The 25,047-nt window shown below is 52.9% G+C and carries 20 protein-coding genes; 16 read left to right on the top strand and 4 right to left on the bottom strand.

From position 1 onward, the window contains the following. The 9 genes from ligA (at window position 1) to tadA (ending at window position 15,582) form a co-directional block, all read left to right on the top strand. Window positions 1–2,022, top strand: coding sequence for an NAD-dependent DNA ligase LigA (gene ligA, locus ACO6BQ_RS04620; RefSeq protein WP_489119747.1), 2,022 nt, complete (start codon window positions 1–3; stop codon window positions 2,020–2,022). An 11-nt stretch (window positions 2,023–2,033) separates the two neighbouring features. Beyond that, complete coding sequence (gene deoC / locus ACO6BQ_RS04615) at window positions 2,034–2,696, top strand: deoxyribose-phosphate aldolase (RefSeq protein ID WP_489119746.1); 663 nt, start codon at window positions 2,034–2,036, stop codon at window positions 2,694–2,696. A gap of 14 nt (window positions 2,697–2,710) precedes the next feature. Then, window positions 2,711–3,856, top strand: a complete 1,146-nt coding sequence (locus tag ACO6BQ_RS04610; RefSeq protein ID WP_489119745.1) for an exonuclease SbcCD subunit D — start codon at window positions 2,711–2,713, stop codon at window positions 3,854–3,856. Then, entirely contained in the window at window positions 3,853–6,933 is a 3,081-nt protein-coding gene (locus tag ACO6BQ_RS04605) for an AAA family ATPase (protein ID WP_489119744.1), read from the top strand. The genes ACO6BQ_RS04610 and ACO6BQ_RS04605 overlap by 4 nt, the downstream gene beginning before the upstream one ends. Beyond that, window positions 6,930–10,478 carry a PD-(D/E)XK nuclease family protein gene (locus ACO6BQ_RS04600; protein ID WP_489119743.1) on the top strand — a complete coding sequence of 1,183 codons (3,549 nt, stop codon included), beginning with the start codon at window positions 6,930–6,932 and terminating at the stop codon, window positions 10,476–10,478. Before ACO6BQ_RS04605 ends, ACO6BQ_RS04600 begins: the two co-directional genes overlap by 4 nt. Beyond that, on the top strand, window positions 10,471–14,244 hold the full coding sequence (gene addA, locus ACO6BQ_RS04595; protein ID WP_489119742.1) for a helicase-exonuclease AddAB subunit AddA: 3,774 nt from the start codon (window positions 10,471–10,473) through the stop codon (window positions 14,242–14,244). The genes ACO6BQ_RS04600 and addA overlap by 8 nt, the downstream gene beginning before the upstream one ends. Window positions 14,245–14,345: 101 nt before the next feature. Beyond that, entirely contained in the window at window positions 14,346–14,693 is a 348-nt protein-coding gene (locus ACO6BQ_RS04590) for a histidine triad nucleotide-binding protein (RefSeq protein WP_006691804.1), read from the top strand. Window positions 14,694–14,840: 147 nt separating this feature from the next. Next, window positions 14,841–15,119: a hypothetical protein gene (locus ACO6BQ_RS04585; RefSeq protein WP_006691805.1), complete on the top strand. Its 279-nt coding sequence runs from the start codon at window positions 14,841–14,843 to the stop codon at window positions 15,117–15,119. Next, the gene (gene tadA / locus ACO6BQ_RS04580; protein ID WP_489119741.1) at window positions 15,109–15,582 is read left to right on the top strand and encodes a tRNA adenosine(34) deaminase TadA; all 474 of its coding nucleotides are present in this window, start codon (window positions 15,109–15,111) and stop codon (window positions 15,580–15,582) included. The genes ACO6BQ_RS04585 and tadA overlap by 11 nt, the downstream gene beginning before the upstream one ends. 78 nt (window positions 15,583–15,660) lie before the next feature. Here tadA and ACO6BQ_RS04575 read toward each other — a convergent pair whose 3' ends face one another. Next, the gene (locus tag ACO6BQ_RS04575) at window positions 15,661–16,569 is read right to left on the bottom strand and encodes a metal ABC transporter substrate-binding protein (RefSeq protein WP_489119740.1); all 909 of its coding nucleotides are present in this window, start codon (window positions 16,567–16,569) and stop codon (window positions 15,661–15,663) included. A 285-nt stretch (window positions 16,570–16,854) separates the two neighbouring features. Here ACO6BQ_RS04575 and rpsU point away from each other — a divergent pair, with 285 nt between their 5' ends. From rpsU to guaA, 5 genes are all read left to right on the top strand, one after another. Next, the gene (gene rpsU, locus ACO6BQ_RS04570; RefSeq protein WP_005841552.1) at window positions 16,855–17,037 is read left to right on the top strand and encodes a 30S ribosomal protein S21; all 183 of its coding nucleotides are present in this window, start codon (window positions 16,855–16,857) and stop codon (window positions 17,035–17,037) included. Between the two features lie 75 nt (window positions 17,038–17,112). After that, complete coding sequence (locus tag ACO6BQ_RS04565) at window positions 17,113–17,556, top strand: GatB/YqeY domain-containing protein (RefSeq protein ID WP_489119739.1); 444 nt, start codon at window positions 17,113–17,115, stop codon at window positions 17,554–17,556. 100 nt (window positions 17,557–17,656) lie between these two features. Then, window positions 17,657–18,790, top strand: coding sequence for a recombinase RecA (recA, locus tag ACO6BQ_RS04560; protein ID WP_489119738.1), 1,134 nt, complete (start codon window positions 17,657–17,659; stop codon window positions 18,788–18,790). After that, window positions 18,787–19,278: a regulatory protein RecX gene (locus ACO6BQ_RS04555; protein WP_489119737.1), complete on the top strand. Its 492-nt coding sequence runs from the start codon at window positions 18,787–18,789 to the stop codon at window positions 19,276–19,278. The genes recA and ACO6BQ_RS04555 overlap by 4 nt, the downstream gene beginning before the upstream one ends. Window positions 19,279–19,294: 16 nt before the next feature. Continuing rightward, complete coding sequence (gene guaA / locus ACO6BQ_RS04550) at window positions 19,295–20,854, top strand: glutamine-hydrolyzing GMP synthase (RefSeq protein WP_489119736.1); 1,560 nt, start codon at window positions 19,295–19,297, stop codon at window positions 20,852–20,854. A 28-nt stretch (window positions 20,855–20,882) separates the two neighbouring features. On the opposite strand, the gene ACO6BQ_RS04545 is transcribed toward guaA, so the two are convergent. Beyond that, window positions 20,883–21,986, bottom strand: a complete 1,104-nt coding sequence (locus ACO6BQ_RS04545) for a site-specific integrase (protein WP_489119735.1) — start codon at window positions 21,984–21,986, stop codon at window positions 20,883–20,885. A gap of 94 nt (window positions 21,987–22,080) precedes the next feature. On the opposite strand from ACO6BQ_RS04545, the gene ACO6BQ_RS04540 reads away from it, so the two are divergent. Continuing rightward, window positions 22,081–22,275 (top strand): CDGSH iron-sulfur domain-containing protein, encoded by a 195-nt coding sequence (locus ACO6BQ_RS04540; protein ID WP_489119734.1) that lies wholly within the window; start codon window positions 22,081–22,083, stop codon window positions 22,273–22,275. Between the two features lie 286 nt (window positions 22,276–22,561). On the opposite strand, the gene ACO6BQ_RS04535 is transcribed toward ACO6BQ_RS04540, so the two are convergent. Together ACO6BQ_RS04535 and ACO6BQ_RS04530 are read right to left on the bottom strand one after the other, a co-directional pair. Next, window positions 22,562–23,647 (bottom strand): exodeoxyribonuclease VII large subunit, encoded by a 1,086-nt coding sequence (locus ACO6BQ_RS04535; RefSeq protein ID WP_489119733.1) that lies wholly within the window; start codon window positions 23,645–23,647, stop codon window positions 22,562–22,564. Between the two features lie 70 nt (window positions 23,648–23,717). Next, entirely contained in the window at window positions 23,718–24,071 is a 354-nt protein-coding gene (locus ACO6BQ_RS04530; protein ID WP_489119732.1) for a helix-turn-helix domain-containing protein, read from the bottom strand. 126 nt (window positions 24,072–24,197) lie between these two features. On the opposite strand from ACO6BQ_RS04530, the gene ACO6BQ_RS04525 reads away from it, so the two are divergent. After that, window positions 24,198–24,425: a helix-turn-helix domain-containing protein gene (locus tag ACO6BQ_RS04525; RefSeq protein WP_489119731.1), complete on the top strand. Its 228-nt coding sequence runs from the start codon at window positions 24,198–24,200 to the stop codon at window positions 24,423–24,425. Window positions 24,426–25,047: the final 622 nt, after the last annotated feature.

The raw sequence follows: 25,047 nt of genomic DNA, 5'->3' as shown, positions 1-25,047 counted from the left end.
ATGAGCGATATCAAGGAAATCAAGAGCGAGCTCACGGAGCTGCGGAAGAAGATCCGCAAGTATTCCAAGCAGTACTATGATGCGAATGCGTCCGACATTTCGGATTATGAGTTTGATCTGCTCATGCAGCGGCTCAAGGCGATCGAGGCAGAGTACCCCGAGCTCATTACAAAGAATTCGCCGACGCAGAAGGTGGGGGGAACTGCGCAGCGTGAGGTGGGCGTCCTCGTCCCGCATGATGTTCCGATGCTTTCGCTCCAAGATGTGTTCAGTGAAGAAGAAGTTCGTACATTTGTCACGGGTGTTCTTTCACATTTCCCCACAGCGGAGTTTGTTGTGGAAGAAAAGATCGACGGTTTGTCTCTCGCCTTGCGGTACGAGAACGGTGTCCTAGTACGCGCGATTACACGCGGCGACGGAATCGTGCAGGGGGAGGATGTCACGCTGAATGCACGCGCCATTGATGACGTTGTAGAGACTCTGCATGACCCTGTCCCATATTTTGAGGTGCGCGGAGAGGTCTATATGGAACGCGCGGCATTCGCAGAGGTCAACGAACGGCAGGAACTGCTCGGTCTGAAAATGTTTGCAAATCCACGCAACTGTGCCGCAGGAACACTGCGTCAGCTGGATGCACGCGTGACCAAGGAGCGAAAGCTCTCGATGTTCGTATTCAACTTGCAGCGTGCAGAGGGACATACCTTTGTCTCACATACCGATGCCTATGATTTTATGCGGGCACAGGGCATCAAGATCATTGCAAACTATAAGGTTTGCCATACAGCAGACGAGGTCTGGAACGCAATTACGTCGATTGGTGCACGACGCGGGGAACTTCCCTACGACATCGACGGTGCTGTTGTCAAGGTCAACGACTTTGCACAGCGTGCGGAACTCGGTGCAACGGCAAAGGCACCGCGCTGGGCGATTGCCTACAAATATCCGCCCGAGGAAAAGGAGACGATTCTCCGTGATATCGAGCTGTCCGTCGGACGGACAGGGCGCATTACGCCGACGGCAGTGTTCGATCCCGTGCAGCTCTGCGGTACACGTGTCGAGCGAGCGACCCTGCACAATCAGGACCATATTGACATTCTGGATGTGCGTCTCGGCGATACGATTCTCGTCTACAAATCGGGGGAGATCATCCCACGCGTCAAAGCAGTGGTGACTGACAAACGTCCGCAGGATGCGCAACCCTATGTGATTTCTGATGTATGCCCTGTCTGTGGCTCCCATGCCGTACGCGAGGCGGATACGGCGGATATGAAATGCCAGAATCCGGCATGCCCCGCGCAGGTGGAAAACCATATTCTGAACTTTGTCAGCCGCAGCGCAATGGATATTAAGGGCTTCGGCGAGTCGGCGATCATTGCACTAACACGCGCAGGTTATCTGCATGATGTTGCAGATATATACGCACTGCATTTACATCGGGATGAACTCATCTCATCAGGGCTGATTGGACGGGAAAAGAGTGTCGATAACCGCCTTGCCGCCATCGAGGCAAGCAAGGCAAATACACCGGATCGTCTCCTCACGGGGCTGGGAATCTCCGGCATCGGGCGTGCGGCAGCACTCTCACTCATGCAGGCATTTCCGTCCATTGATGCCTTGCAGGAGGCAGCGTGCACCGATCCCGAAAAAATCCGTGCTGTTCCCGACATGGGAGAAATCAGCGTGCTGAAACTCACGGAGTTCTTCACCTCGGAAACGGGGAAGGCATTGCTCGACAAATTCCGTGCGGCGGGCGTGAACTTTGCGAGTACCCCGATGGAACGCGCAGGTGCGGCACTGGACGGCAAATCTTTTGTCATCACGGGTACGCTTCCGACGCTTTCCCGTGAGGAGTGTGCCGCTCTGATTACGTCTCATGGTGGTACGGTAAAAAGCTCTGTGTCGAAGAAAACCGACTACCTTGTCGCCGGTGAAGCAGCAGGGAGCAAGCTGAAAAAGGCGGAAGATCTCGGAATTCCCATCTTAGACGAGGCGGCACTCAGGGTTATGATTGCGACAGAATGAAAGGATCAACGATGAAACTCAGTAGATATATCGATTATTCTCCTCTAAATCCTGCGATGACTTCCGATGAGGTGCGTGCAGCGATTACGGAGGCGGTGCGACAGGAGTGCTGCTCGGTCTGCGTGCAGCCGGCAGATATTCCGCTTGCTGTTGAACTTTGCCGTAATACCGATACACGCGTGTGTACGGTGCTCGACTTTCCACACGGGAAAGCCCCCGCTGCGGTCAAGGAGCTTGAGGCACGCTACTATATGGAGTACGGTGCAGAGGAGCTTGACATGGTGATGAACTATAGTCTTGCCCGCTCCGGGAAATGGGATGAGGTCGAGGCGGAAATACGCGCCGTCGTCAATGCTGCTCATGCACGTAATGTGATGGTCAAGGTCATTTTTGAGGCAAGCCAGCTGACATCGGAGGAGATTGCACGGGCAACGGAGGTCAGCATAGCGGTGGGAGCAGACTTCGTCAAGACGGCGACGGGATTTCTCGGCACGGGTGCGACAGAGGAGCAGCTGCGCATTATGCTGGAGACGTCGCATGGACGTTGCAAGGTCAAGGCATCCGGCGGCATTCGGGACTATGCTACTGCAAAGAAATTTTTGGACATGGGTGTGCATCGTCTGGGCATCGGCAGTTCATCTGTCGCAAAAATTCTGGCTGAAGCAGATTCATGAGATGAGGGGATGTCATGCGGTTCATTCATACGGCAGACTGGCATTTGGGAAAACTCTTCGGACAGCGGCATATGACAGAGGATCAGGCGTATGTATTGGAGGAACTGTTTGCACTGTGCAAGGATGTGCGCCCGGATGCCCTCGTCATTGCCGGTGATGTCTATGACCGCGCCATTCCTCCACCGGAAGCGGTGGAACTCTTCAACGAAATATTGACACGGCTTGCTGCACAGGGAATCCGCGTGCTCTTTATTGCCGGAAATCATGACAGTGCTGTGCGCCTTGGATTTGGCGCACAGCTTCTTCGTGCGTCCGGCATCTATCTTTCGGGGGTTGTGTGCGCCGAAGAGCCTCCCGTCATTCTCTCAGATGAACACGGAGATGTCTATTTCTCGCTCATTCCCTATGGAGATCCCCCGCATGTACGCGAGGCATTTTCTCTTGATGAAAGTCCATCCTTCGATGGTGCGCTTGCCATGCAGGTCGCAGCGGCACGCGCACAGATTCCATCGTCGGCACGCAGTGTGGCAATCGCACACGCATTCGTCATCGGCGGTCAACCCTCGGAGTCCGAGCACGCGCTCTCCGTCGGTGGAAGCGATCAGGTGAGTGCGGAGCATTTCGCCGCATATTCGTATACGGCACTTGGACATCTCCATGCGCCCCAACGGGCGGGTGCAGAGAACGTACGCTACTCCGGCTCATTGCTGAAATACTCCTTTGATGAAGCGCATCAGAAAAAGGGCATCGAGCTTGTCGAACTTGATGCCGTAGGCACAGCATCTCACACGTTCTATCCGCTGACACCTCGTCATGATGTGCGCATCGTACGCGGCATGATGGACGAGATCATGACGGATACGTTCGATCCGCTTCCCCATGATGATTATATCTGTGTGGAGCTGCTCGATACGGATGCCGTACTCGCCGCACATGAGAAACTGCGCAGAGTATATCCGAATCTCTTTACCATCACACGTCCGAACCTCAACGTCAACCGACTTTCCTCCACGGAGCGGATCTATGAACGTACGAAATCCGACCTGCATCTCTTTTCCGATTTCTTTGCGGAAGTAACAGCCGTGCAGATGACAGAGACAGAACGGGACGAACTCATTCGTATCATTGATTCGATGGAGCAGGGGGAGCGTGCAGAATGAGACCTCTGAAACTTCGCTTACAGGCATTCGGCTCCTATGTTGAGGAGCAGGTACTGGATTTCGAGACGGCACTGGCAAACGCACCGTTCGTGCTCATTCATGGGGCTACAGGGACGGGAAAAACAACCATATTGGATGCGATTGTATTCGCGTTGTATGGTGAATCCAGCGGCAACGTACGTGAAGGTTCAACCCTTCGCTCTTCCGATGCACCGGCGGATCGCATCACAGAAGTGGAGTATGTCTTTGCGCTCGGCCGCCGTCGCTATCGCATTCTGCGCTCCCCTGCATACGAGCGTATGTCGCGCGGCAAGATGACACGTCGTGCGGCAACGGGTCAGCTCTATCGGCTTCCCGATGAGGGAGAAGATGGGGAGGAGGCTCTGCTCGATTCAAATGTGACCGAGGTGTCGAAGCGCATCGGTCAGCTCATCGGCTTTGACGCGGATCAATTTCGACAGGTCGTTCTCCTTCCGCAGGGACAGTTTCAGCGCTTTCTGCTTGCCGAGGTCAAGGATCGCAGTGCCATCATGCAGCGCATTTTTCGCACGGAGCGGTATCAGCGTCTTGAGGAGGCTCTGCTGCAGGAATCCATACGTCTGGAAAATGCGGCAAAAGAGGAACGCGCTCAAATTGACCAGATGCTGCATACAGAAAATCTGAATACGAGCGATGAACTGCGTGCGCGTATTTCCGAGCTGAAAGAAGCGATCGACCGCCATGCCGAAGAGCTCAAGGTATTTGAGACGCAGCAAAAGAACGCGCGTCGTGCGCGTGAGCTTGGTGCGTCGGCAGAACAAAAATTACAGGAGCTTGCAGCGGCACAGAAGCATCTCGCAGAGAAACAGGCGCAGGAAGAGGATGTGCGGGATTTTCGCATGCGCTTGGAACGTGCACAGCGAGCACATCCTGTCCTCTATGCGGAACGCGAAGCAATACAGGCAGAGGAACTGAAAAAGCTTCGGACAGATGAGCTCAATGCGGCAGATGCCCGTTTTATCTCTGCAAAAACATCGTTTCAAACGACACGGGAAGCATTGAAGGTGGCAGAGGAACGGGAACCGGAACGCGTGAAGAAGGTACAGCGGATGCAGCAGCTTACGGAATACGCAGAGCGTGCAGCACAGCTCCAGAACTGTCGGAAAATTGTAGAGGAGCTTCGCACCTCCAATGCACGTGCCGCAGAGACGGCAAAAAGCAATGCACACACGATCGAGAATCTACGTACGGAGCAAGCCGAGAATGCGGAGCGCATCGCTGCGCTTGAAAAAATTTTGGCGACACGCGAAGCCTTTCAGCACGAGCAAGATCTTCTGAAACGCTGTCAGAATTCCGCTGCCCGCATTGCCGAATGGAACGCGCAAATAGCCGGGCTCGTCAAGAGGGAAGAAGCGGCACGGCAGACATGGCAGACTGCTGCCGAGACGTTGACCGCCGCAAAGACGAAGCTGCGGCAGATGCAGACGCTCTATAACCTCGGCAGTGCCGCACGTCTCGCTGAGTTGCTTGCAGATGGCACGCCCTGTCCCGTCTGCGGTGCGCTTTCACACCCGACCCCCGCCATCCACACGGAGGATATCCCATCCGAGCAAGTCTTGGAGGAGTGCACAAAATCCGTCGACATTGCAGAGAAGTCCGTGCAGGAATCCGCCCGCAAACTGGAAGATGCCAAAGCGGCTCATGCGAATGCATTGCAGATCTGTACCCGTGAACAGGAGCTTCTGCGCGAGTATCTTCCCTCCGATACATTGGAAGAGCTTTCACAGCGTGTTGCGCGACGCGATGCAGAATTGAACAACGCAGCACAGGAGCATCAGGAACGTGCGGCGCAGTGTGCCGCGCAGAAGACACGCCTTGAAAAATTGCTGACGGATCAAGAAAGGCAGGCAGCAGAGGCACAGGAAAAACGTGACCTCCTGCGCGTGCGCGAGGGAGAGCAGGCTGCGTTGGAGGCACAGCTGCCCGAGGAGTACCGTGACCGTGCGCTCCTTGATGAACACATTTCTCGTCTGCAAGAGGAAGTGGAGCGGGAGAAAAAGGCTTATGCGGATGCACTTCAAAGAGCAAATGAAACATCCGCAGAATATGCACGCACGGAAAATGGAAAGAATACCGCTCAGCGCACTGCAGAAGAAGCATCGCAGAACGCGCAGACGGCACAGACGGCGTATGCAGATGCACGTAGATCTGCCGGATTCTCCTCGGAGGAGGAATACCATGAGGCGGTCGAAGGGAAATGGGCGGACAGCAAGCATCTGGACGCAGTGCGTGAACGACTGACACTGTATGACAGTGAGCGCAAAGCTGCCGAGGACGTATTTCAAAAGGCAAAAGATGCCGCTGACGGGTGCGTCGCGCCCGATATGGAAGCACTCAAATCCGCAGAAGCGGCAGCCGATCAGGCAGTGCAGGATGCGGCGCAGGAGCAGGGCAAGCGTACGGAGCGTTGGAACGCGCTGAAGCGTATGATGCAGGGCATCGACGCACTCGAACAATCCGGCGCAGCACGTGCACAGCGGTATCGCATCATCGGCAAACTTGCCTCTGTTGCGGCGGCAAAAGCACCCTATCAGGTGCATTTTCAGACCTACGTTCTGCGCTCAATCCTGAGTGATGTCATCGAAGCGGCGAATGCGCGTCTCATCGTCATGAGCCGTGGACGCTATCGCTTCATCCACGGAGAGGGCGGACACAAGAACAAATGGTGGGGGCTTGAAATTGACGTATTCGATGAGTACACGGGTCTGCCGCGTGTCTCGCGCACACTGTCCGGCGGCGAAACCTTCCTCGCGTCCCTTGCACTGGCACTTGGACTGTCCGATGTGGTGCAGCACTATGCGGGCGGGATGCACCTTGACATGATCTTCATCGACGAGGGATTTGGTTCGCTCGACAGCGAGACCCTCGACATTGCGATCCGTGCTCTGCTTGAAGTACAGCAGGAGGGCGGGCGTCTTGTCGGCATCATCTCCCATGTGGAGGAACTGCGTGCACGCATCCCCGTCCATCTCGAAGTATCACGCACGGCAACGGGAAGCAGGGCTCGCTTCACACAGGGCAGCTTGGAGGCATTATGACGGCAAAACTCGAATTCATCATCGGACGCGCAGGAACGGGCAAGACACACACCTGCCTTGCCGCGATGAAACAGGCGCTGGAGCGTGAGCCGCTCGGCAGACAGCGCATCCTCCTCGTTCCGGAGCATATGACCTATGCCGCAGAGCGCGCACTGGCAAAGACGCTGACGCACAGCGCGGGTTTTTTGCAGGCCTATGTGTTCGGCTTCCGCCGTCTTGCAAGGCAGGTACTCCTTGAGACCGGCGGCGCACATCTGCCGCGTATCAGCGATATTGGCAGACGCATCCTCCTAAAAGACATCCTGCTCAAACACGAGAAAGAACTCTCGGTCTTTGCGCGCTCCGTCGGTAAGCGCGGCTTTACCGAGACATTGGGGCGCACTATCGCCGAACTCAAACGCTACCGCCTAAGCACCGATGTCCTTCGTGCTGCCGCCGATGACGATGCACATACGCAGGGGCGGCTCTCTCAAAAACTCAGGGAGCTCGCCCTCATCATGGATGATCTCTCCGCACGCATGGAGGGACGGCTGACCGATCAGACCGATCGCATGGAGCGCCTTGCCGCCCAGTTGAAGGACGCACCGTTTTTGCGCGGGGCTGAGGTCTGGGTGGACGGTTTCGATTTTTTCAATCCGCAGGAAATGGCAGTTTTCGTGGAACTCTTTCACACTGCGGATACGGTTCATATCAGTCTGACGATGGACGGACAGCGCGAGGGGAGCCGCGTGCGGGTCAATCTCCCAGAGAACACAAGGGATACGGGGCTGTTTGCACGTTCTTATCAGACCATGCAGGCACTGACGAATCTTCTTGTCGAGATGGATCCAACTGCTGCGCCGAAAATACATCTTACGGAGGAACAGCAGCGCGCACAAAAGCCATCGCTTACGGCGATTGAAGGGCATCTGTTCGGACACGCACGTCTTGCTCCCATCGCAGACAATGCACTCAAGCTCGTCGAGGCGGCAAACCCGCGCCTTGAGGCGGAGGCGGTCGCGTCAGACGTATTGCGTCTGGCACGCGAGGAAGGATATCGCTATCGTGAGATCGCCGTCCTTGTACGCGATATGAATACCTATGCGGATCTCCTGCTGCCGGCATTTGCCGACTGCGGCATCCCGTGCCATCTGGACGCAAAGCGTCCGAGTACCCATCATCCTCTCGCAGAGCTTCTGCGCGCCACAGCACAGACGGCATGGCGCGGATGGGGATATGATACCGTATTCCGTGCCCTACGCACGGGATTTTTTCCTGTCGTTTCAGAATCAGGAGAGGATGGCGGTTTTTCCTGCGGCGATTGGCAGGAAGCGGTCGACCGACTGGAAAACTACTGCCTGGCGTTCGGAATCCGCAGCGAAAATCAGTGGACGGCGACGGAGGACTGGGATTTTGTCCGCCGTACGATCCTAGAGGATGTACGGGAGACCGAGCAAAATGTCATGCGCATTGCCGAGGAGATTGCCCTCGATGATATTCGTCGGCGCATTGCGGCACCGCTTTCGCTGCTGACACAGAATCTTCGTCGAGAGGGATGCTCAGCGCATGAGCGTACCCGTGCGCTCTACCAATTCCTCACCAAACTGAAAGTACCACAGACGCTGGAGATGTGGAGAACGGAAGCAGATGCCGAAGGGCGTCTTGCGGATGCGACGGCACATCGGCAGATCTGGGCTTCCTGCATGACACTCCTAGAACAGCTGGTCGAGGTTAGCGGAGACGAGAACCTCTCTGCCCGTGACTTCGAAGAGCTGCTGGAGGACGGTCTGGATGCACTCGAAATTGCTCTGATTCCGCCAGGGCTCGATCATGTCACGATTGCCGCCTTCGACCAGAACAGTCTCGCTGGCATTCGTGCCGCCTATATCGTCGGTGCAAATGCAGGGACAATGCCGCGTGTGGGGGCACCGCAGGGCGTGCTGTCGGATGCAGATCGACTTTCCATCCGCGAGTCGCTCGCACATACGAATCATACGATCTTCGGTGGCGGACATGAGCAGAGCTTTCTGGAACGCTATCAGCTCTATCGCGGTTTCACCGAGGCACGGGAGTATCTGTGGGTCTCCTATGCGCTCTCCTCTGCCGATGGCACGGCACTCGCACCGTCGCCCCTGATTTCTCGTCTGCGCACGATTTGTCCGACGGTGCTCTCCATCCCGCTTGCCATGGTGGAGCGTACGGATGATCTTGTGCTCTCCGCGCCGCATCCCGTACTCTCATCGCTGGCAGGGGCTCTGCTCGGACAGAAGGAGCGCGGGAAAATGCTCCCACTCTGGGGCGATGTCTACAACTGGATGCGGAGCAATGCCGTGATGCATCCGCTGCTTCGTCTAATGGTGCGCGGTCTACTTTCATCGCCGCGCGAGGAGGAGCAGCTGTCTTTGGCGACGGCAAAACAGCTGTTTGCGCGTGACGGGCGGATCAGCGGCAGCACAACGCGGCTTGAGACCTTTCGTCAATGTCCGTTCCGCCACTTTGCAATGTACGGTCTCGGTCTCAAGGAGCGCGATGTCTATGAGTTTCAAGGCAATGACTTTGGCACGCTCCTACATGAAATTCTGCATGGATACGGTGAATGGGTGCGTACGAAACATGCGAACGACTGGTGCGCGGCAGAGCCGGACAGCGCGGCAAAGATCGATGCGCTGATGCACGAGGTCATTCCGCGCATCCGCAGTTCCGTCCTGATGAGCCGCGCCAGCTACCGCCATCGGATCGAACGCATTCGCCGCACCGCGCAGCAGGTCATCCGTCACCTGACATCGTGGGCAAAGGCATCATCGTTTCATCCGCTTGGATTTGAGATCAGTTTTGGACGCGGCATGGATGATGTCCGCTTGGAAGAGTTTCAGCTTGCGGGCGGGGCAACACTCTCCCTGCGCGGGCAGATTGATCGCTTTGATGTGACGAAGGCACGCGACTACTACCTCGTCCTCGACTACAAGACGGGGGGGACATCCCTGCTCCTGCCAGAGATTCGCCACGGGCTGAAGATGCAGCTGCTGCTCTATCTCTTTGTCATACGCAGTCTCCTCCATGATACAGACAGTTTTCCGGCGGGGATGCTCTATGCGCCTGTTGTGAACCCCATCATCAAGAGCGATGTGCGTCTGGATGACAGCGAACTTCACAAGATGGTTGCAAAGGACATGGTACTCACGGGGATGCTGATTGACGATCCGGAGATCACACAGAGCATTGACGCGATGGGAGAGCATCTCTGCATCACCTTCAACAAGGATAAGAGCATCTCCAAGGCATCGGCAAGGCACATTCGCTCACGCGAGGAGTTTGAACAGCTACTTGCCTATCTGCCGCAGCTGATCCGCACGACTGCCGAGGAGATCCTGCGGGGCAATATACAGGTTGCGCCCTATCGTTTTCGGGATCGCAATGCCTGTACTTTCTGCAGCTATCGCTCCATCTGCTCGTTTGATCCGGAGCTTGGGCAGGGGGATCGCTATCGTGAAATTGTGGACAATGCACAGGTAGCGATGGAGGAGATTGCACAGATGGTGTGTGGGGAGGTGAAGTCCGATGGCTGAGCGGATGCAGTTTACCGCCGATCAACAAAAAGCGATTGAGACGCGTGGGCAGAACATCCTCGTCGCCGCAGCGGCAGGATCGGGAAAGACGCGCGTTCTGGTTGAGCGCATCATCTCACAGGTGCGTGCGGGGACGCTGTCGCTGGATCGTGTCCTCGTCCTCACCTTTACCAAGGCTGCTGCATCGGAGATGCGCGAGCGCATTGAGGCGGCACTCAATGCCGAGATTGATGCCATTGTCGAGAAAGACGGCGCACTCGAAGATGTCGCTGCGCTCGAACGGCAACGCGTCCTCCTCACGGGGGCAGACATCTCAACATTTCATTCATTCTGTCAGCGTCTGATCCAGTCACACATCGATGCGACGGAGATCCCGCCGACCTTCCGCATTGCAAGCGAGCAGGAGATCCGTCTGCTGAAAAATGACGTGTTTGAACAGATGATTGAGAGCGAATACGAGAAAGCGGCAGCGGGCGACCCCGAGGGCTTTCTTCCCTTTTCCGATGCCTATGGAGGCGTAAAGGGGGACGACGAAAAACTGCAGGGAGAAATCCTCGCACTGCACGCCTTTTCGCTCAGTCAGCCCTCGCCCGTGACATGGCTTGCGGCACAGGGGAAGGAGCGCAGCGATGCGCCGTATTGGGCGCGATGCGGGTTTCAGACCCTTGCGGATGAGTTGGAGCGCAGTCTCTCAGAGGTCTGCACGAACTATACGGCGGCAATCGAACTTCTCAAGAGCGGTGGCAATGACCTGCGCATGGCAGCAGGCAAATGTCTTGAAGCACTTGCGCATAATAAGGGAATCTATGAGGATTTGCACGCAGAACTCAATGGATTTGTGAATGGCAAACAGGACAGCGCATGGCAAGCATTCCTGGAGCAAGCGGCAGCGGCGAAAAAGGCGAAAAAAAATATACCGCGCAAGGCGGTCGAGGACTATGATCCCGAGGTTGGAGCACAGCTCAAGAAGCTGACGGAGAAAATCCACGCCCCGTGGGACGGCTGCATCGCCCGTCTGCCCGCGACATCACAGGAACTATGCGATACCGAGAATGCTGCAAATGCCGCCATCCGTCAGTACGCACGCCTGACAACAGCATTTCACAATGCGTTTCAGCAAAAAAAAATCGAGCGCGGCATCCTCGATTTCAGCGACCTTGAACATACGGCTCTCGAACTGCTCTGTCGCGATCCGAAGCAGTTGCAGGAGGATCCGACCATTGCCGCGCCGACTGAGATTGCCGATGAGCTGCGTGCCCATTACGACGCAATCATGGTGGACGAATATCAGGATACGAACGGTCTGCAGGAGGGAATTCTGCGGCAGATTGCACGCGAAAACAACCGCTTCATTGTCGGTGACGTGAAGCAGAGCATCTATCGCTTTCGCCTTGCCGATCCGTCGCTCTTTCAGCATACCTACGAGACATACCGCGCTGACAGCACGGAGGGCGAACTCGTGACGATGTCCGAGAACTTCCGCAGTCGCGCCGAGGTGCTTGCGCCCATCAACGAGATCTTTTCCCAGATCATGAGCAAAGAAGCGGTCGACATTGCCTATGACGTTCATGCGCGTCTCAATCCGGGACGCGTATTTCCAGAGCCGACAAAGGGAACGTCACTCGCAGGGCCGCTTGAGATCAACCTCCTGCGTGCAGACTATTCCGTCGACACGGAGGAGGGGGAGGAAGAACGAAAAGCTTTTGAAATCGAGGCACATTTTATTGCACGCCGCATTCAGGAACTCAAATCCAAGGGGTATGTTCTACACAACGGGGATGCCGTCCAAAACAAGGATATTGTCATTCTCCTGCGTGGTGCAAAGGAGCGTGCGGGGATTCTGCTCGATGCCCTCCGAAAAGAGAACATTCCCGCGTATGCGGACGATACTGCCGGCTATTTCGAGGCGAGCGAGATTCGCATGATGCTCTCACTGCTTGCCGTATTGGACAATGCCCGTCAGGATACACCGCTCGCCGCCGTACTCGTATCACCCATGATTGGCATGACGATGGAGGACATGGCGGCACTGCGCATACACACAAAGCAGGGCGGTATCTATGATATCCTGACAGGTGCGACGGGGGACGGGCTTTCAGACGATCTCACAACAAAGGCGGCAAATGCACTCGAACGCATCCGACGTTGGCGACGCTGCGCCCTCGTTCAGAGTGTTCCCGAACTGCTCCGCCTGCTCTATCGTGAAACGGGCTACTACGACTATGTTGGAGGACTCCCCGGCGGCATCCTGCGGCAGGCAAATCTGCGTATGCTCATCGATCGTGCTGCCGATTTCGAACGGACAAACGAGCGCGGACTATTTCGCTTTCTGCGTTACATCGACGCACTGAAGCGGCGCAGCACAGATCTCTCGGTTGCGCGTACCCTCGGTGAGAGCGAGGATGTCGTGCGCATCATGACGATCCACCGCAGCAAGGGGCTGGAGTTTCCCATCGTCTTTCTTGCGAACATCTCAGGTGCATTCAATACGCAGGATACAAGGGGCGATTTGCTCTACCATGCACACGAGGGCATCGGTCTGCGTGTCTACGAGAACAGCATAGCCGGACGACAGAAATACGATACCATGGCGCGAAGGAAGATCAAAGCCGTTATCCAGCGTGAGACGATGGCGGAGGAGATGCGCATCCTCTACGTCGCCATGACACGCGCACAGGAAAAGCTCATCCTGACGGGTACGCTCAACATTACGCGTACGGGCAAGGACGCATTGGAGCAACTGCGCGAGAACTGTCTCAAATACGCGCAGACAGAAGACACTGTGTTTCCAAAGGAGGCTATTCTTGGCGCGAAATGCTATCTCGACTGGATTGCACTTGCCCTGATGCGCCATCCCGACGGAGCTGCAATCTTCGACGATGCGGACGAGATTGCTCTCCGCCCGCCAACCAATGAAAAGGCACGTTTTGATCTGCGTCTCTCGCATGAGGATGTGCACGTTCCGCAGGATCTGTCAGAGGAAAAGGAAGACAGCGTTCTTTCTGCCGTCCGCGCCGATGAAGTGCTCCCGGCGGGCAAGGATGCCGACCGTGTTGCAGATGTGCTGAACTGGAAATATGATCTGCGCGGAACAGCGCAGATCCACGCAAAGACCAGTGTCACAGAGCTTAAGCGTCAGCAGGCAGCCGAGGAGGAGCCAATCGCTCCATTCCTGCCGGCTGTTGGGGATTCGGCAGATACACAGCAGGAATGGGAAGTGCCGCGCTTCCTGCGCTCATCGGAACGAGAGCATCTAACGCCGATGGAGCGCGGCACGGCGATGCACACCGTCATGCAGCAACTCGACCTGTCGGATATCGCAAACATCTCCGCCATCGAGCGTCAGCTCAACCGACTTGTCGAAAAGGGGATTCTTTCGGAGGCGGAGCGAGGCATCATCGATGTCGGGAACGTATGGACATTTATCTCGTCAAAACTCGGACGACGTATGCGTGCGGCAAGGGCGGTCTATCGCGAACTCCCCTTTGGCCGACTTCTTCCTGCACATCGTTACTATGCAGAAGCAACAGATGAAGACGATCAGATTTTTTTGCAGGGCATCATCGACGTTCTCTTTGAGGAGGAAAACGGTGACTACATCCTGCTCGACTACAAGACCGACCGTAAAATCTCCGCCGCAACAGCACGGGAGCGCTATCAGTTCCAGATTGATCTTTACTGCGACGCCGTGGAGACTATCCTTGGCAAGGAGGTCAAAGAGCGTTACCTATTCCTGCTTGATACGGGCAGAGAGGTGATGCTGTAACAGAACATGTGCGGTAGAGAACATGTCAGCGCAGGAGGAAAAGCAAGCAGGAATATATCTCTTCTTCACGAATTAGTAAGTCTTGAAAGGAAGTGAATCAAATGGCAGATTGTATTTTTTGCAAGATTGCTCATGGGGAGATTCCCTCGACAAAGGTCTATGAGGACGACACCGTGCTCGCATTTCGTGATCTCGATCCGCAGGCTCCGGAGCACGTTCTCATCATCCCAAAGAAGCATCTTTCGAGTGTACTGGACTTTGGCGCAGAGGATCGGGAGCTGGCAGCACATATACTGACCGATGTTGTTCCTGCACTTGCGCGTACGTTGGGGATTGACGCGGGCGGTTTTCGTCTCGTGACGAACACGGGAGCAGATGGCGGACAGACGGTCGGACATCTGCATTTCCATCTGCTTGGCGGACGTTCGCTCACATGGCCGCCGGGCTGACAAAAGCATCATATTCCAATTAGGGCAGTGTTATGTCACGTTATATTGTGATAAATACTGCCTTTTTTGTTTAAGTTCCCTCACAAGCAAACGATATAATTTATATAAGATAGAATAGTTTGTCAATATAGATAGGAGGTGTCAGCGATGGTAGAACGTGTTGAGCGGGTCATGCGAATCAAGCGCCTCAGGTTCAACAACGACGAGTTGTTCGAGCGGAGAAAAGGCTTTGAAGAGCAGGAGCAGGGAGAATCGTTTGCTTCTATTTTTGAAGATGAAATAGAGAAGAAGAAAAAACGTCAATCGGACAATGATTCCTCAAACAGCGCGTATCAGCTTGATGTCGGTCGTCCTACGCAGTCCCTTTTTTATCAGGGAAAAGCTGATATTTCAGTGGTGAAGGGAAAGCTGCCCCATGCCGGATGATGTGCATGGAATGCGGCTGGCTCTCGTGGAGGCAGAACGTGCCTATGCACTTGGTGAGGTTCCCATCGGTGCTGTCATATTGGATGAGACGGGAACCGTCATTGCCAGTGGATATAATCTGCGTGAAACACAGCATGACGCAACAGCACATGCCGAGCTGCTCGCCATCCAACGTGCCTGTCAGCATCTCGGCTGCTGGCGTCTCACAGGTATGACGCTCTATGTAACCATCGAACCATGTCCGATGTGTGCCGGTGCCATCGTCATGAGCCGCATCAGCCGCGTGGTCTATGGAAGTACGGATACAAAGGCGGGAGCCTGCGAATCCCTCTTTAACATTACGGAATGCCCTGCGCTGAACCATCAGCCCGAAATGCGTTCCGGGGTCTTGGCAGAGGAGTGCTCCGAGATCATCAAGCGTTTTTTTCGCGCACGGCGAAAAACTAAAGACACGCCATCGTAGGCAAACCGTTCCTCACTTGCTTGCACGATAAAAGCCGTCCACAGCGTTTTGCCGTGGACGGCTTTTACATGGGAAAAGTTACTTGAGTGCTTCCTGCAAGGTCTTCATATTATTTTTCATTGTGTCGATATAGGCATTCTTCGCCGCAGGGGTTGCCTCACCGGTCACAACGGGATCGAGTGTATAGATCTTCGCCCCCGTCTCGCGTGCAATGGTCTCAGCAGCAGCAGGGGAGTACTGCGGCTCCGTAAAGAGAACCTTTGTGGGGAGGGCATTGACCTGTTCGATGGTCTCCTGCAGCTCCGTCGGGGTCGGCTCTGTGCCGGGCTCACGTTCCACAACACCGATGATGTTCAGATTGAATTCCTTTGCAAAGTAGGGGAATGCCTCGTGGAACGTGACAATGTCCTTGTGCGGAACATTGTCGAGTGCCGCGTGCATTTCACTCTTGAGCGAGGTGAGCTTTTCGATGTATGCGACGGCGTTCTTCTCGTATGCCGGTGCATGCGCGGGATCAGCTTCCTTGAGCTGGTCGGCAATGTTCCGTACCTGGGTAATCGCATCCGTAACACTCAGCCAGACATGGGGATTGTCCCCCTCTTCGTCATCGTGAATGAGTTCGATGCCGCGCGACGCATCGATGACCTTCAGCTTCTTCTGCTGCTCGGTCACCTTGTCCATGAAGTCCTCCATACCTGCCCCATTGATGACAAAAGCATCCGCCTTTTCGAGCGTCTTCATATCCTCCGTCATGAGCTGATAGTCATGCAGGCAGCCCGTTTGCGGCTTCGTCATATTAGATACTTCGACGCCGTCCACGCCATCTGTAATATTAATGGTTGCAACATACATGGGATAGAACGAGGTGACAATGCGGAACGGCTCTGCCGTTTTCTTTTCTGCGGGCTTGTCCGTGCCGCCACAGCCAACAAGGGCAACGGAAATGACAAGGAGCAGGAGAGATAGAATCTTCGTTGTACTACGCATGGGTAACAGATCTCCTTAAAGCAGTTGAACCTTATGTGAATTTGGTGAAATTTCACGAGTAGAATAATACCGCACGTTGAGAGGTAATGTCAATATAAAATATAAAAAATTTTTATTGTTGCATACTATGTATAAATAGATGTTCAAACGAACAGTTGATGATATCCTCAACTGTTTTGTGAAAATTTCATAACACGATTGACACGGATTATCCCTATGGGGTATAATGTCCTTGCATCATTTATTGGTGCAACATTACTCCGCGCGTGGAGGGAGGGGAAATGCATGGCAAATGAAATCAAGGTCGGCAAAAATGAGTCGATCGATAGTGCTCTCCGCCGCTTTAAGCGTATGTCACAGAAGGCCGGCACTCTTGCCGAAGTTCGTAAGCGTGAACATTACGAGAAACCGAGCGTTCGCCGCAAAAAGAAGTCTGAGGCAGCGCGTAAACGCAAATACAGGGGCTGATTGCAAAGAGACATCCGTGGACGCTGTGCCACGGATGTTTTTCTATTTTACGTTTTTACGAAAGGATGGACAACGATGTCATTGATGGAAAAACTAACTGCAGATATGAAGGAAGCCATGAAGCAGGGCGAGAAGGAGCGACTTTCGGTCATCCGTCTCGTGCGCGGTGTCGTGCGTCAGGCTGAGATCGACGGGAAGAAGACGCTGAGCGACGACGAGATCATCGGTGTGATCACGAAGGAAGTAAAGATGCGCCGTGACTCCATTGAGGAGTTTGAACGCGGCGGGCGCAGTGATTTGGTAGAGAAGACGCAGGCAGAGATTGCGATTCTGATGCCGTATCTTCCCGCACAGCTCAGTCCCAATGAAGTGCGGCAACTTGTCGAAACTGCCGTTGCCGAGGTCAGCGCAACGACGGCAAAGGATATGGGCAAGGTCATGGGTGTTCTCATGCCGCGCGTCAAGGGTCGTGCCGACGGAAAACTCGTGAATGAAATTGTCCGCTCTCTTCTGAAATAAACGTTCTGATATCGTAAACTCCCCGTACATTCCTTTTGACAAAAGTGCGGGGATTTTCGTATAATTGGAACGAAAGTAAAATATCAAAGGAGCGGATGATATGGCGGAGAAGGACAAGAAGGACAGCAAACGCGACAAGCCCATGACGCGCGAAGAGGCATTGGAAAATGCACTCAAGCAGATTGAGAAAAATCATGGCAAGGGCGCGATCATGCGTCTTGGCGAAGCCAAGGCAAATATGAATATCGAGGTGATCTCGACCGGCATCCTGCCGCTCGACATTGCCCTTGGCGTTGGAGGCATCCCGCGCGGCAGAATTATTGAGGTTTACGGCCCCGAATCCTCCGGTAAGACAACCGTTACCCTCCACATGATTGCGGAGGCACAAAAGGCAGGAGGACTTGCCGCATTTATCGATGCAGAGCACGCGCTCGATCCGGAGTATGCGCGCAAACTGGGAGTCAACACCGAGGATCTCCTCATTTCCCAGCCGGATACGGGCGAGCAGGCACTTGAGATCGTGGATGCGCTTGTACACAGCGGTGCCATCGACATCATCGTGGTAGACTCCGTCGCGGCACTCGTTCCAAAGTCTGAGATTGAGGGCGACATGGGATCGTCCGTCGTCGGTCTCCAGGCACGTCTGATGAGCCAGGCGATGCGCAAACTCACGGGCATCATCAGTAAGACCCGTACCGTTGCCGTCTTCATCAACCAGCTGCGCGAAAAGATCGGCGTCACCTACGGCAATCCGGAAACGACAACAGGCGGCCGCGCACTGAAATTCTACGCCTCCGTGCGTATTGACGTGCGCCGTGCAGACTCCATCAAGCAAGGAACAGAGTCCCTCGGCAACCGTACGCGTGCGAAGATTGTCAAGAACAAGGTCGCACCGCCCTTTAAGACGGCAGAGTTTGACATCATCTATGGCGAGGGTGTCTCGCGTCTTGGCAGCATCATCGACATGGCGGTCGATCTGGATCTCATAAACAAGAGCGGCGCATGGTATTCCTATGAAGGAACGCGTCTCGGTCAGGGCAAGGAAAATGCAAAGGCGACCTTGGAGGAAAAACCGGAACTCATTGCCGAGATTGAAGAAAAGATCCGTACCAAACTCCTCGTCGAAGGTGTAACCCCGAAAAAGAAGGGCGGATCAAAAAAATCCTCCGCCGATACAGATCAAGAAACATCGGATCTTCCGGAGGAAGAAGCGATGTCGGAGACGGATGAATGAGCGATGCTCACGATGCGGGAGTGAAGCGTTCCCGAAAGTCCGCAGATAAAACGGCTCTGATGACGGCAGTTGACTATCTTGCACGGCAGGCACACAGCGAACAGAAGCTGCGTGAAAAACTCACGCGCAAGGGCTTTCCCGAAGAGGAGATCGAGGCCGCCATCGCGCGTCTCATCGAGCGTCACTATCTTGACGATACGGATCTCTGCACCCAGCAGTTCATGTATCTCTACAACGAAAGTCGGAATTCCGTTCGTCAGATCTGTGCGAAGCTCATGCAGCGAGGCTTCGATCACGACCTTGTATGGAGCGTTGTCCCCGAGGATACCTACGAACGGGAAACAGCAACCGCCGAACGCGTGCTTGCAATGAAGTTCAAGCCAACGGACAAGTATCAAAAGATGATGGCAAATCTCTATCAGAAGGGGTTTTCCGTCGATGTATCACACGCAGCCGTGCGAAATTTTACGGAAGATGCAGAAGATTAGAGAGAAAGGGACATCCATGATGAACAGACCCGAGACCTCGGAAATGATTCTGGTGCTGGATTTTGGTGGACAGTACAACCAGCTCATTGCGCGCCGTGTGCGGGAGAATCACGTTTACTGTGAAGTACATCCACATACATTGTCCATAGATCGCATTCGAGAACTTGCACCGCGCGGCATTATTCTGACAGGCGGTCCGAACAGCGTCTATGGAGCGGAAGCCATAACGGCACCAAAAGAACTCTTTGCACTTGGGATTCCCATACTCGGCATCTGCTACGGTGCCCAGCTGATGGCACATCTCTGCGGCGGGCGCGTTGAAACGGCTCCCACGAGCGAATACGGGCGGACAGAAGTCGACATCACGAACAAAGCGTCCCGTCTGTTTGACGGGATTCCATCCAAAAACATTTGCTGGATGAGCCACACGGACTATATCAGCGAGCTCCCTGCAGGCTTCCATACAACGGCAAGCACCCCCGTCTGTCCGATTGCTGCGATGGAGAATCCGAGTCAAGGGCTTTATTCTGTGCAGTTCCATCCCGAGGTCATGCACACGGAGCACGGGACTGAGATTCTGAGAAACTTTGTCTATCACGTCTGCAAATGCACGGGCACATGGCGCATGGATTCCTTCGTTCAGAAGACCATCGAAGAGCTGCGCACAAAGATCGGCACAGGACGTGCGCTCTGTGCGCTCTCGGGCGGTGTAGACTCCTCCGTTGCAGCAGTTCTGCTCTCCAAGGCAATTGGTAGCCAGCTCACCTGCGTCTTTGTCGATCATGGTCTCCTGCGAAAGAACGAAGGGGATGAGGTCGAAGCCGTTTTCGGAACATCCGGCATCTACGATGTCAACTTCATCCGCATCAATGCACGTGACCGCTTCTATGCAAAGCTCAAGGGAGTAACCGAGCCGGAGGCAAAGCGCAAGATCATCGGTGAGGAATTTATTCGCGTATTCGAAGAGGCGGCACATGAGATCGGTGCGGTGGACTTCCTCGTGCAGGGAACGATCTACCCTGATGTCATTGAGAGCGGACTTGGTAAATCCGCAGTCATCAAATCGCATCACAACGTCGGCGGGCTTCCCGATCACGTCGACTTCAAGGAGATTGTTGAACCGCTCCGTTTGCTCTTCAAAGATGAGGTGCGTGCAGCCGGACGTGAGCTCGGCATTCCGGATCATCTCGTCGACCGCCAGCCGTTCCCGGGACCTGGTCTTGGCATCCGCATCATTGGCGAGGTGACGGAAGAGAAGGTTCAGATCGTGCAGGACGCGGATGCCATCTACCGCGAGGAGATTGCAAAGGCAGACATTCAGAAGAACCTTGGACAGTATTTTGCCGCGCTTACCAATATGCGCTCCGTCGGCGTCATGGGCGATGGACGCACCTATGACTATGCTGTTGTGCTGCGTGCCGTCGAGACCAGCGACTTCATGACGGCAGAGGCGGCGCAGCTTCCGTGGGAACTCCTGTCAAAGGTGACCACGCGCATTGTCAACGAGGTACACGGCGTCAACCGTGTCCTCTATGACTGCACAGGAAAACCTCCTGCAACCATCGAACTGGAATAACGAAAAATAGCGCAGAGATCCTTATATATCAAGGTTCTCTGCGCTTATTTATTTTCTGTGACCCCCGATTGACCCCTTTTGTTGCAGAATCACTTTCGATGGTGTCAATGATCATATCGCGCTCCTGCGGATACAGATGAGCGTAGGTTTGTAGTGTAGTCTCGATTTTTTCATGACCGAGGCGTTGTGAAATCGCTATGATCGGTATTCCTCGGTGAATGAGATAGGAGGCATGAGAGTGCCTAAGATCATGAAGGCGAATTTTCTCTATGCCAACCTGTGCAGCTACACGCCTCATTTCATAAGATAATCCATGTTTACCGGTTTCAAATAATCGTGCGTTTGGATTGATTGAATGCTGCGCTTGGATAAACTGCTGGACTTCATCGACAAGAAATGCAGGGATGCTGACATCACGGCGGCTCTTTGGTGTCTTAGGCGGGCCGATTATAGTCTTGTTATCTAGCCGTGCGTAGCTTTTGGTTATGTGTATCAAATTTTTGTCAAAATCAAAGTCCTCCAAGGTCAGTGCCAAAAACTCTCCAACACGCATCCCTGTCCAGAAAAGGATTAAAAAAGAAATTCTGTATAGTGGAGTAGTGGTGTGATTGATAAATTTTTGAAAATCATCAACCGTCCAGAATCTCATTGCATCGGCATGACTCTTTCCGATCATCCCTGCTCGTTTTGCGGGGTTAGTTGGTAGACCATAATAATTTACGGCAAAGTTGAAGATGGCTGCAACTTGGTTGTTGATAGTACGGAGGTATGTCTCTTGATAATCGCCTTTGACAAGTTCGTTTTGCCACTGCCGTATTTTTGCAGGAGTAATCTGGTCGCAAGGCAAATTTGCGAAGAACGGCAACACCTTTGAGGTGAACATATATTCTTTGCTTCGATATGTTGTAGGTCTTATGCGTGGTTTTATGTCCTCCATGTATAGATCATATAACGCTTTGAAGAACATAGAATGTGAACCTTGTTTCTGCCGATGAAAATCCTGCTCAAACAGCTGTGCATCTTTTTTTTTGGCAAAGCCTCGGCGTGTGGTCTCTTTCTTTTCACCTGTCCAATCGGTATATTTGATCTTTACGTACCATGTTCCGCGCTTTCTATCTTTATGGACGGACAAGAGATCATCCCTTTCACGGATTTGAATTCTATGCTATACTTTCCTCTGCCACGACCCTCATCAAGCCAATCCGGCAAGGGGGGAGGTTGTAGTAATGACATTGATCGACTTTTTGGTTTCCCTGCATATCAGTGTCCTTGGTAGTATCCTCGGAACACTGATATGCAGATGCTGGCGCGGTGGTAACCAGCCGCAATGTGGCACCGGCATGATGGCGTCTCATCAGCGCACAGAAAAGCCCCTTCGGGTCATCACTCCCGTTGGGGCTTTTCTGTTGGTTGATGAATGACATCAATCGATTTTCTGCTTATTTTAGTACGGGGGAATAAAATAAGCAAATTATTTCAAAAGTCCCCAAAGCCCCCAAATCCTATTTCCTGAAAAGCCTTCTCTTTCCCTATTATGATATACTCTTCCTGTCGCCAACCTCCGAATCTGGCACGGATAGGGGGTGTTGTCATATGCTGGATCCCCCATTCTTGAGTGCGGTTGTTGCTGGTGTAGTAGCGTGTGCGATTTGGTACTACATTCAGAAGTAGTTGGAAAGGTAGTTCTTGGCAACTTTCAGCCCATGATTATGAAAATAATCTACTGAAAAATCCTTTTTTCCTCTTCGTTTCCAATTCAAAAAGCTCTTTGAGATGATTCAGTTCGCTTTTCAGATGAGCGTTCTCCTCAAGTAGTTCGGTGTAGCTTGGTTTTTTTGTGCCCCCAATTTGATTGAGGGAGTTTTCCTTTTTGTTGATGGAGTTGCATTTTATACGGATCAGGTCATCTGCCAATTTTGACGGCGTAATCGAAGCAAGATCAGCGTAGTCATTACATGCCAGTTCATCCGTAGAATGACCCACACCGATTGCAATCGGGTGGCGAGCTTCGTAGATCGTTTGAATCAGCTTGGGATGATTGAAGTCTAAAAAATCATAGATACTGCCACCGCCGCGGACGATGCAGATGCAGTCCAAATCCTTTTGATCCAGCTCTTGAATGCGCTGACTCATGCTCTCAGCAGTCATCACATCGGACAAAAGTTTTACTTCGAACTTTTCTCCGATAAGTGTTATGAAGTCGTTGTATCCGGCGCTTTCTTTCGGTGCAATCACACCAATACAACCGAATCGGGTTTCAATTTTCTGTTTCTGCAGTCCGCTTCTTGAAGGATAATCTTTTTTCCATTGGGTGAGCGTTCTCTTAAATGCAGTAGGTTCATCGAGCGGACGGATGTCAGATGCCTTGACCTGAAGTTTATCTTTGTAAACACCGAGTGTTCCTGTCACCTTGACTCGAGTATCAAAGGAGGGAATATACAATTTCTGATCTGCATACACATAGATACGCTGCTTTGCGGTTGGATCGTTTGTTAAATCGAAATTCGTATAGACGTTATTTTCACTGGAAAAGACTCTGCAAACATCACCGACGACAACAACCAATAATGAGGCGAGCGCGGAAGACACGATTTTTTGATACTGAAGCAGTACATCATCTGTACTTAGTGGAGTTTCCAAGGATTGATACATTTTAGGATCAATCCATTTTTGAAAGAGATGGTAGTCTATCCCGTCTGGAATATACCAGCTTTTTGATTCCTTGTCCCATCGGGCATGCAGCGCCTTTACAAGCTCTTTTTCTTCATAGGGGACATTCAGCATAATCTTCATGATGAATCCTTTCGAGGCTTATTTCCTAAAAAGCTTTATGTAAATCCGGAGGGCGCGGGATAAAAAGGAATTATTTTTTTCCCGCTGCAGCCCCCGCAGCAGTTTCCTTTTTATGTTTCAGATAGTTGATAAACTGCCGTACTTCGCTTGCCATCTCCGGGGTAATGTCCTCTATGTCACGCAAGACTTCTTCCTGATAGGAAGGAGTCTTTTCTTGTGTGGGCGGTGATGGCATATCTGTTAGACAGAGCAGGTAATCAGTAGAGACATTAAAGAATTCAGCTATCTTTATCAGTGTTGTAGAATCAATATCTCGCTGTCCTGTCTCCCATTGTGAAATGGTATTTTGCGCGACATTTAATAACTTACTAAATTGCTTTTGGCTCATATTTCTTTTTTTGCGTAATTCAGCTATTCGATTCATGGAATCCCCCTAGTTCTCCATATTATCTCAAATAGCGATTTATTTTTGAATACTATATCTCAAATTGAGTTGACTTTTTAAGACATATTATATATAATCTCAATACGAGATAAAGAAGGGAGGATAATGAGATTGCTTAAAAAAATGAGAATGGAAGCTTTGTATTCTCAGAAGGCATTTGCACAAGTTATAGGAATTTCGCAGAATCATTATTCTAATATCGAAAATGGAGTCCGTCGCCCATCTCCTGAAGTAGCCAAGCGTATCGCAGATGTTTTGGGCTTCGGGAGCGAGTGGTACAGGCTGCTCGAGATCGGTGAAACGGCAAACAAAAAGCCCGCAAGCGCGGGCTGAGAGGGTGAGGAGCATGAAGTACAAAAAAGCCGCAAGCAATTTTATACGACCGGATGAAGTTGCAGAGATTTGCGCGGTCTCCATGTCCAAGGCGTATAAAATCATTGCTGAACTCAATGCGGAGCTGCGGAAATGCGGGAAATTTACGATTCGCGGAAAAACAAATCGACGTTTTTTTGAGGAACAATATCTTGAAGTTTGATGAGCGAGGAGGGGATTTCCGTGCTCCAATGGAAAACGCATGATGTCAAGTTTGCTGGAGAATGTCGTACATGCCTTGCACGGCTTGATTACGGAAAAAAATGGATTGTCAGCGACGTGAATATGACGACACGGACATTTCGAGATTTTATACGTAGACTTGCACAATATGCTAGTGCACAGAGTATTGAGGTTAAATATATGTATGATGGAGAACAACAGACTGAGCAGGACACTGTGCTGCTACGCCTCGAGAATTACCGAGAACAGAGAAACGGCTATGACTTCCAGCGTGTATTGAAAGCCTATGGAACCCCTATCAACAGTTTTTGGAACACTGCTCATTCGTAATGTTTTCAAAGAAATGGGGCTGTTGCACGAAACCAACGTGCAGCAGCCTCAATTTTGTGCAAAAAACACA

This window comes from Centipeda sp. (in: firmicutes) (assembly GCF_057271695.1).
This window is presented reverse-complemented; position numbering and strand designations above follow the sequence as displayed.

Coding starts and splice junctions, on each gene's coding strand:
- ligA (WP_489119747.1), top strand. CDS start 1: ATGAGCGATATCAAGGAAATCAAGAGCGAGCTCACGGAGCTGCGGAAG.
- deoC (WP_489119746.1), top strand. CDS start 2,034: ATGAAACTCAGTAGATATATCGATTATTCTCCTCTAAATCCTGCGATG.
- ACO6BQ_RS04610 (WP_489119745.1), top strand. CDS start 2,711: ATGCGGTTCATTCATACGGCAGACTGGCATTTGGGAAAACTCTTCGGA.
- ACO6BQ_RS04605 (WP_489119744.1), top strand. CDS start 3,853: ATGAGACCTCTGAAACTTCGCTTACAGGCATTCGGCTCCTATGTTGAG.
- ACO6BQ_RS04600 (WP_489119743.1), top strand. CDS start 6,930: ATGACGGCAAAACTCGAATTCATCATCGGACGCGCAGGAACGGGCAAG.
- addA (WP_489119742.1), top strand. CDS start 10,471: ATGGCTGAGCGGATGCAGTTTACCGCCGATCAACAAAAAGCGATTGAG.
- ACO6BQ_RS04590 (WP_006691804.1), top strand. CDS start 14,346: ATGGCAGATTGTATTTTTTGCAAGATTGCTCATGGGGAGATTCCCTCG.
- ACO6BQ_RS04585 (WP_006691805.1), top strand. CDS start 14,841: ATGGTAGAACGTGTTGAGCGGGTCATGCGAATCAAGCGCCTCAGGTTC.
- tadA (WP_489119741.1), top strand. CDS start 15,109: ATGCCGGATGATGTGCATGGAATGCGGCTGGCTCTCGTGGAGGCAGAA.
- ACO6BQ_RS04575 (WP_489119740.1), bottom strand. CDS start 16,569: ATGCGTAGTACAACGAAGATTCTATCTCTCCTGCTCCTTGTCATTTCC.
- rpsU (WP_005841552.1), top strand. CDS start 16,855: ATGGCAAATGAAATCAAGGTCGGCAAAAATGAGTCGATCGATAGTGCT.
- ACO6BQ_RS04565 (WP_489119739.1), top strand. CDS start 17,113: ATGTCATTGATGGAAAAACTAACTGCAGATATGAAGGAAGCCATGAAG.
- recA (WP_489119738.1), top strand. CDS start 17,657: ATGGCGGAGAAGGACAAGAAGGACAGCAAACGCGACAAGCCCATGACG.
- ACO6BQ_RS04555 (WP_489119737.1), top strand. CDS start 18,787: ATGAGCGATGCTCACGATGCGGGAGTGAAGCGTTCCCGAAAGTCCGCA.
- guaA (WP_489119736.1), top strand. CDS start 19,295: ATGATGAACAGACCCGAGACCTCGGAAATGATTCTGGTGCTGGATTTT.
- ACO6BQ_RS04540 (WP_489119734.1), top strand. CDS start 22,081: ATGACATTGATCGACTTTTTGGTTTCCCTGCATATCAGTGTCCTTGGT.
- ACO6BQ_RS04535 (WP_489119733.1), bottom strand. CDS start 23,647: ATGAAGATTATGCTGAATGTCCCCTATGAAGAAAAAGAGCTTGTAAAG.
- ACO6BQ_RS04530 (WP_489119732.1), bottom strand. CDS start 24,071: ATGAATCGAATAGCTGAATTACGCAAAAAAAGAAATATGAGCCAAAAG.
- ACO6BQ_RS04525 (WP_489119731.1), top strand. CDS start 24,198: ATGAGATTGCTTAAAAAAATGAGAATGGAAGCTTTGTATTCTCAGAAG.